Origin of the sequence: Nocardioides sp. Iso805N (assembly GCF_000364605.1) — a bacterium.
Lineage (GTDB): Bacteria > Actinomycetota > Actinomycetes > Propionibacteriales > Nocardioidaceae > Nocardioides.
The window spans coordinates 1-8,280 of record NZ_KB822594.1; the positions used below are offsets into that span (position 1 = coordinate 1).

At 63.8% G+C, this 8,280-nt stretch carries 4 protein-coding genes; 2 read left to right on the forward strand and 2 right to left on the reverse strand.

Features of this window, described 5'->3' with window-relative positions; all coding sequences use genetic code 11:
* Window positions 1-904 precede the first annotated feature (904 nt).
* Entirely contained in the window at window positions 905-1,615 is a 711-nt protein-coding gene (locus H036_RS25080; protein ID WP_081615658.1) for an RHS repeat protein, read from the reverse strand.
* A 745-nt stretch (window positions 1,616-2,360) separates the two neighbouring features.
* A complete protein-coding gene (locus H036_RS24720) occupies window positions 2,361-7,703 on the reverse strand; it encodes a beta strand repeat-containing protein (protein WP_017936823.1) in 5,343 nt (1,780 codons plus the stop codon).
* A 13-nt stretch (window positions 7,704-7,716) separates the two neighbouring features.
* On the opposite strand from H036_RS24720, the gene H036_RS25600 reads away from it, so the two are divergent.
* Together H036_RS25600 and H036_RS25605 are read left to right on the forward strand one after the other, a co-directional pair.
* Window positions 7,717-7,932, forward strand: a complete 216-nt coding sequence (locus H036_RS25600) for a hypothetical protein (RefSeq protein WP_017936824.1) — start codon at window positions 7,717-7,719, stop codon at window positions 7,930-7,932.
* 18 nt (window positions 7,933-7,950) lie between these two features.
* A complete protein-coding gene (locus H036_RS25605; RefSeq protein ID WP_157417759.1) occupies window positions 7,951-8,181 on the forward strand; it encodes a hypothetical protein in 231 nt (76 codons plus the stop codon).
* Window positions 8,182-8,280: the final 99 nt, after the last annotated feature.

An 8,280-nucleotide genomic window follows, 5' to 3' on the forward strand; every position in this document is an offset into this window, starting at 1 on the left:
GACCTACCGCACTGGAGGCGGCCAGACTGTCGGTGGAGCGGATAATTTATCCGGCTGTCGATCTCGTCAAACTACGTTGCATCTCGACAAGCAGATGTCGAAATGCAGCGAAGATTGACGACCTGCCCGCGGGTAAGTTTGACAGATCGGGGCCGATCGACGCACGCCGTCAAAGTAGCCGAGGCAACAGCTTGGGGCTTCCCCCAAGACCGTCATCATCATTGGCGCCCAACCGGCCAGCAGTGCCTCCACTCCGACCTTCGACGTAAGGCCGTTGATCGGATCACGCAGATACGTGCAGGCGCTCTGCTTGCCACTGGAACCGGGTCGCTGGAGCGGAAAACGGCTGCAGGCGCGGGCGCTCCCGTCCACCGAGTGACCCATCCAGAGACGACCGTGCTTCTCCGCGTCACGCAACCGCATCGTCACGGCCGCCGGAGCGCACGCCCAGAGCGCCACGATCTCTTCCGGACTCACCCTCTTCGCTGCAGCCATCCGTGACTCTCACTTGTAGAGCGATTCTCACAAGTTCTGGCCCAGATGACGGGCTGCACGAGCTGAATTACCGACCCTCGCCGTCCCGCTTCTCCGCGCTGGCGACATTCGACATCCGACTACGCCAAAAGTAAGTGTTTAGCATCTCCGCCGCCGTTGACACGATCGCGGTCCCAAAAAGCCAATCCGACACGTTGATCGGAAAAAGCGCCATCCCCGCAAATGCGAGGGAAGCTAAGGCAGCAAACACCCCACTCGCCATAAATCCGAACCGTAGTGTTCGCGACGGTCGGGCATGGACGTAGTGATACGCGACAAGAAAATCCCTTCCGGCGCGCCCGGCGCAGACGATGAACATCGTTGCGAAAACAATTCGTAGCACCAACGTACTAATCTCGCTACCAACCTTTCAGTCGCGCCCGTGGTGCTTATGGGAAAGTCCCAGGGCACCCCAAGTCATGAGGCCCAATCCCATTCCTTGGGCAATTTGCCACCCGGGAGACTTCTTTGCGTTTTCAGTCTCTTCAGTCAGCTCTTCCGACGCATCCTTGAGGTGCGCCGTTCCTTTGCTCAAACCTAGGATTCCCTTACCTACATGGTAGGCGGTTTTTACGTCGGTTCCTGATGCTATCGCGGCACCCACACCAGACGCGACAACGTCGACGCCAGTGCTGCTCAAGTGACACTTGATATGGCACGACGATTTATGTGACTTGTTCGCTATGCTGTGATTCGTCACCGCCGCGGAGTGGTTTGTACTGGGGGCGCCCCCGGCCTCGAATTGATCTCCGGTGGGGTCGTTCCCGTTGATTGGATCAAGCGGGTAGGTGTAGGTGTTGTCGTTCCCGCCGTAGATGGGGTCGGTGGAGAGGAAGCGTCCGGTGGCGGGGTTGTAGAGGCGGACGCCCATGATGGTGAGGCCGGCGAGGTCGTCGGTGGAGCGCTTCTTGGCGCCGAGGTAGCCGTAGTCGTCGGCCGCTGACGCGGGGTCGCGTGGGAGGCCGTATTCGGTGGTTTCGTGGTAGCTGGTGATGCTGGTCGCGGAGGGGTCGATGGTGGCGATGGTGTCGCCGTGCAGGTTGGTCAGGTCGAGCTTGACCGACCCGTCGTCGCCGACCATGGCGTCGAGGCCGCCGTCGATGCTGTCGATGTACCGCTTGGTGACGGTGGTGCCGTCGACCTTCTGGGTGCTGGTCCAGGCGGTGGCGTCGGTGGTGTCGTCGTAGTGGTTGGTGATGGTCTTGACGCCCGCGTTGCTGGTGGTGGTCTGGGTGGCGAGGCGGTCCTGGTCGGGGGTTCAGATTTTTTGACTATTGGCCCGCATACCAATCGATTAATTTATGCTGCAAACCTCGCAAGACCACGATCGACGCGATGTCCGTCAAGTCTTGATCGCTAAAGATAGTCCACTCGACTCCAGCACCAAACACGTCGCTAGCAAAGGCGAGTTCGGAGGCAACAAGCACACGCCTCCACTCTTGCCCCGTCAGCAATTCATCGTTCGCGATCCGCCGTCGTAATCGCTCGGCCTCCCTCCAAACGGCCTCGCCGCTTGAGAACCCCATAGCTACAGCCAACTCGTCACTGGGGCGTGGCACTGGGCCGGCCCAGCACGACAGGGCCGAGTCGAGAAACCTTCCCTCTTTGTTCGTAATGCCAACGATTGATGGGCGCCCTTCCATCACCTATACCACCTTCGCGAATTTTCGATTCGCATCCTTGGAGTCGCCATAGAGACATCCTATCCACATCGAAACATCCCGACGACCGCGGATTAACAGTCTATTGAGCGTCGACACGACCGTCGAGTCACGCTCGAAGAGCGTCAAACTTCGGCGCCATGCCGCCCCGCAAACAGGAGACAATCATTTGTTGCCAAAGTTCAGATAATGCGAGAATGCGTCGCCTTTCGGGGCGTATGCAGTCCCTCCGCCCCTCGTCGTAGGGTTGTAAATTACCATCTTGCCTTCATAATAGAATTTATAGCTACCATTCGCCATTCTCTCATTCATGCCATTCTTCATGACCTTTTCGATCATGTGCCCATATTGAGCCCTTGTCTTGATATTCGGAAACTCCTTTTCATCGATCACGTGCTTCGTGAAACTGTGGTTGTTGTGCGCGATACGTCGAGCAATTGCCTTGACGTCGGCCTCGGTTAAATCCATCCCTTCGAGTTCTATTAAGACATCGCTGCCACCACCCCCTCCGCCGCCTCCGCCGCCCCAACCGTCGTTCTGGTCCGCCGGCGGGGAATATCCATATGCGTTTCCGCTGCCATCCTCCTCGTCGGTGTCGAGGCCGGTGGGGTCGAAGCGATCGATAGGGTCGTTCGGGTACGTGTACGCATTTGCGTTGCCGCCGGCGATTCGATCAACGGACAAGAAGTGTCCGGTGGTGGGGTTGTAGAGCCGGACGCCCATGAGGGTGAGGCCGCCGAGGTCATCGGTGGAGCGCTTCTTGGCGCCGAGGGAGCCGTAGTCGTCGGCCGCTGACGCGGGGTCGCGCGGAGCCCCGTATTCGGTGGTTTCGTGGTAGCTGGTGATGCTGGTCGCGTCGGGGGTGATGGTGGCGACGGTGTCGCCGTGCAGATTGGTCAGGTCCAGCTTGACCGACCCATCATCTCCCACGGTGGCATCCAAGCCACCGTCGATGCCACCAACATAACGCTTGGTGGCGGTGGTGCCGTCGACCTTCTTGGTGCTGGTCCACGCGGTGGCGTCGGAGGCGTCGTCGTAGTGGTTGGTGATGGTCTTGGTGCCCGCGGCCGTGGTGGTGGTCTGGGTGGAGACGCGGTCCTGGTCAGGATCGAGACCGAAGGCGATGCTGGCCGCGGTGGTGCCGGTGCCTTGGGTCTGGCTGGCGACCATATCGTTGCTGTAATACCCGATGCCCAGGTCCCCGGTCGGGCCGCCGTTGGCGGCGTTGTGTGACCCGATCCCGGCCGCATCGCCGGACGGGAGGGTGCTGGTGCGGCCCAGGGCGTCGTAGGCGTAGGTGTTCGTGGTGCCGCCGGTGGTGTCGCTGGTGAGCCGGTCGGCCTGGTCGTAGCTGTAGGAGGTGGTGGTCGGGGTGGTCGAGCTCGAGCAGTCACCACCGCTGGAGGCGGGGTAGCTGGTCAGGCTGGTGCGGTTGGAGTCGAAGTAGTCCGCGGCGTCGCTGGTCGGGTCACCGAAGGCGTACTTCCGGGTGGTGCAGGTGCCGTTGTAGGTGTCGGCCACGGTGGTGAGGCGGCCGGCGGCATCATCGGTGAAGGCCTGGCTCGAGTAGGGGTTGCCGTTGACTGTGCTGGTCTGGGCCACGATGTGGTCGGTGCCGGTGTTGGTGGTGCCGAACCTCTGGGTGAACGCCGCCAGGGTGGAGCCGTTGTTGGTGTAGCTCAACCCGGTCTGGTTGCCGGCGTTGTCGAATGACCCGGTCGCGGTGGTGCCACCTGGGTAGGTCTGGGTGAGGTTCCCGTCGGCGTCATAGGTCGCGGTGAACCGGGAGTTGGTGCTGGTGCCGATGTCCTCGCTGGTGACCACGCCGCGGTGCTCCCCCGACCCGTCGTAGGTGTACTGGACGGTGCCCTTGGTGTCGGTCTGGCTGATGGGACGTCCGTCGATGTCGTAGCCGGTGGTCGTGGTGTTCCCGGTCGCGTCGGTGTACGACGTGAGCGCCCCGACGCTGTTATAGAGGGAGGTCAGGGTCTGAGCATGGGTACCGGTGCCGGTGGTCTTGGTCGCGACCTGACCCGTCGCGGGGTCGTAGGTGACCGTGACGGTGGGGAGGTCGGTGTTGTCTGCAGGTGCGTTGGTCACGCTGGTAGCGCTGGTCAGCAGCCGTTCGGCGTTGTCATAGGTATTGGTAGTGGTCCGCACGGTGGCACCGCTTGCGGTGCCGTAGGTCTGCGCCGTGGTGAGGGTGTTGCCCCAGGCGTCGTAGGTGGTGGTCGTGGTGGGGAGCGGCTTGCCGGTGGAGGGCTGGCCCCCGGGCGCGGTCTGACAGACCAGACCGGCCGACAACGGGCTCACACAGGCACCGGTACCGGCCGCGGTGTAGTACGTCGTGTTGGTCGCACGGGGCGTGGTGCCGCCCGTGTCGCCGGGCAGGCGGGTCTGAATGGTGCGGCCGTCGGCGTCATAGACGGTGGTGGTCGTCATGTCGGCCGAGGAGGCGCTGGCGCCCATCTGGACGGTCGAGGTGGTTGCCTGGCCGAGGCTCCAGCCGGTCAACGGCACCGGATTGCCACTTGTGTCTGTCAGGGTCGTCCCGTCGGACTTCTTCACACTCTGACCGCTCATCGAGCCGACCGCGTCATACCCGGTGCGCGTGGTCGAGGCATCCGGGAAAGACGCATCCGGTGGGGTTGGGGCCAGGGCCCCGACGTTGTAGGGGTCGGTGACCACCGTGGTCGGCAGCCGGAAGGCCGCACCCGTGGCGGGGTCGACGTCGCCGTACGGGGCGCCCTCGTCATAGACCGTCGAGGTGTGGGTCCGGGCGTGGATCACCGCCCCGGTGGAGAGCGTGACGGGGTGGGTGGGGCCGTAGGTGTCGGTGACCTCACTGGGGTCCAGCGGGTTGTACACGGTGGTCGAGGCCAACAGGTTCGCCCGCTGCACGGACGCGGACAGGCCGGTCTGGTCAGGGCTGGTGATGGCCGCGACGTAGGAGTCGGTCGCGCTGGTCGGGTTCAGCGCCTGGGCACGGTTGCCCGCAGACAGGTCCCAGGTGTCGTCGCCGTTGGCGTCGTACTGGGTGGAGTCGATCAGCCAGTCGTTGGCACCGAACGTGGCGGTGTTGACCTCCCGGCCCTGGACATCGAGGTAATGGATCGTCGAGAACTGCCAGTCGCTATCGGCCACCTTGGTGGGGTCGGTGTCGGCGGGGACATGGTCGGGGCTGAAGACCGCGGTCGCGTCCCCACTGATCGGCAGATCGCTGGACTCTCCCCAGGTCGGCGTGCCCGTCGACGAGCTGCTGGTCAGGTCAGGACGCAGGTCGCCAGCGATCGGAGCATTGGATACGCCGTACACGATCGTGGAGGTCGCCAGCGTGTCCGTGGGCGAAGCGGCCGGGTTCGCGGCATCGGTGACCGGCACGGTCTGGGAAACCTTCGAGAGCCGACCCGTACCGTCGTAGATGAACGACCAGGGGTTGATCCCGGGTGAGTTCGGATGCGCGAGGTCGAGCGCGGGAGTCAGGGTCTTGAGCCGCCCATTGCTGTCGTAGGTGTAGGCAGCAGCCAGGGTCGGGGTTCGCGGGTCATAGGCGTCGATCAACTGGCCCGAAGCGTTGTAGTCGTACTTCTCGATCGGGGTCTCGTTGGCTCCGCTGGACAGCGGGATCGATGCGCTCACCGACGTGAGGCGACTGGCGCCCCCGATGGTGGTGTAGGACAGCTTGAGCGACCGGCAGCCGACGATGGTGTCCGGGCTCGTACAGGTCACGCCGGCGGGCGCAGGTGCGAGGATCCGAGTCACCAACCCGTTGGCGTAGGTATAGGTCGTGGTGGTGTTCGAGCCCGGCTCGGTGATGCCGGCAACCTGCCAGGCGCTACCGACCTTGGCCCACGTCGTGACGGTGCCGTCGGGGTCGGCCATCGCGATCTTCGTGGCCGAGCTCATCGTGACCGTTTCGCCATCACCCGCGTTGTCACCTACCCCCGCGAAGCTGATCGGGTAGGCGGTGGTGCTGGAGGTCGCGGTGTAGTAGGCGTTGTAGCCACTGGCGTCGGTGAACTCCAGATAGCCGTTGGTGTGCTGGTCGATCGGGGTCAGATCCCCCTCACCGGCACTCGGCCCGGACAGGTCTGCCGACCAGCCCGGCCCGAAGACACCAGAGGCGGTCGTGTTCGCCGCCGCGGGTGCCAGCGTGGTCAACGACCGACCGATCGAGAGACCATCGATGCTGGAAGACATAGACGCGTCGGTGGAGGAGATCTGGTAGTCCCCGGTCAGCAGCGACAACGTGCCCGGACCCACACTCGTGGTCGCGTTCGCGGCGCTGAACCCTGCCGGGGAATAGGTGATGTTCGATGGCATCGAACACACCAAGGCGTCATCAGCATCGGTGCTGGTCTGGCCATAACAGGCCTCGACCTGCACCAAGGCGTCACTGGTCGAGGAGCCAAGGGTGCCCTTGATGTCCCAGGTGTACTTGGGGAAGGCGAGCGGGCTACCGCTCTTGGTGACGGGCTGGGAGGCGACCTGACCTGAATCCGTGCTGAGATACCCGTTCGCACCGGTCGGGATCGCTGCGAAGGGGCCAGTAGTCCCGAGCCGGTACTTGTACGTCACCCAGGCGCCGCCTCCAGTGGCCGAGGCCTGGAGCGCGATCGCCCGCTGGGTGGTGTCCTGGCCGCCCACCACGGTGTCGGACAGTGAGGTGTACCAACCCTCCAGATCGAGGAACACGTTGACCGGATCGGTGCCGTTGTTCTGGATCTTCACCCCGCCATCGGCACCCAGCCTGATCACCGCGAAGTTGCTGGCCGTCATGGCGTTGGAATAGTTGACGATCGAGTTGCTGCTGGTCTGGTCATCGGCCCACACGTGGACGTTGCCCGCCGTGCTGGCGCCGCCGTGGGTGACCTGGACGTTGACCGCGAGGGCAGTGATCCCCGAACCCGCGGCCGGGACACCACCCAGCCCGGCAAGCTGGCGCACCACCGTGGTGTTTCCGGGGACGGTCAGAGCCGAGACCATCCGAGTTGCGGCCGGGGTGAACGCGCCCGTGTTGGTGCTCGGGGTGAAATAGCCGACCACGTCCACCAACAGATCAGCAGTCGAGGCAGAGCTGAAACTGTTGAACCACACGTTCATCTTCCCCACCGAGGTGCCGGTGTCACCCAGCTGCACCACCGCCCCCATCGCGCTGGTGTCGTTCGCTCCGAAGTTGAGCGAGGTGCCGGGGTATGGCGTACCTGACGCATAGGGGGTGATCCACGCGTCAGCGGTGCCGTAGTTGAGGACCGTGAAGTTCAAGAAGACCGCCGAGGCGTCCGCAGGGACCGCGCTCAGGCCCGCGACGTTGACCGTGGTCGTGCTACCCGTGGTGAGCTTCTTCTCGGGCAGGCCGATACCGGACCGTGTGTCCACGATCCGCTTCGTCGTCATCGGCACATAGCCACCCGCCGCCGGCGAACCGGCGGTGTAGTAGCCCTGAAGATCGACGATCAACCGCACCGCCGAGGTTGCCTCCACCGAGATCTTGCCGTTCGCGACCATCGGGACAATCGCGGTGTTCGACACCGAGGACGGGGTGGGACCCGAGCCGAAGATCACCGCGCTCAGCGCCGAGGTCGAGCCAGAGGGCGCAACCCGGATGATGCCCGACGCCGCCGGCGAGACAGCCGTCAGCGTGATCTGCACAGCAGAAACCCCGCTGGTCGGTACACCCAACAAGCCGCCCACCTGGAGCGATCGCCACGCGTTCGCCGCCATCGGCGTCGAATAGCCACCGACGCCTGTGGCCGTGTCCATCAACCGCCCCGTCACCGGCACGAACTCACCACCCGTACCGGTCACCACCGACGCCGCCGACGCCGACCCCGCAACCGTCGCCACCGCGACCAACTGCAGACCCGAGACCGCCAATAACACCGCCAACAACCGAACGACAACGCCCACACTCAACGACACACGACGAAACACCGAGAACCCCCACGACAACCAGCGCGATCAGACGAAAACGTCCGAACGCTAAGGCGCATAGAGGTCCGCGCGCAGGCACTTCAAGCCGATAGCGAAGCATCTGGCCGAATTTCGGTGGACTAATCAGGATGCGGTCATGCGAAAGTCATCT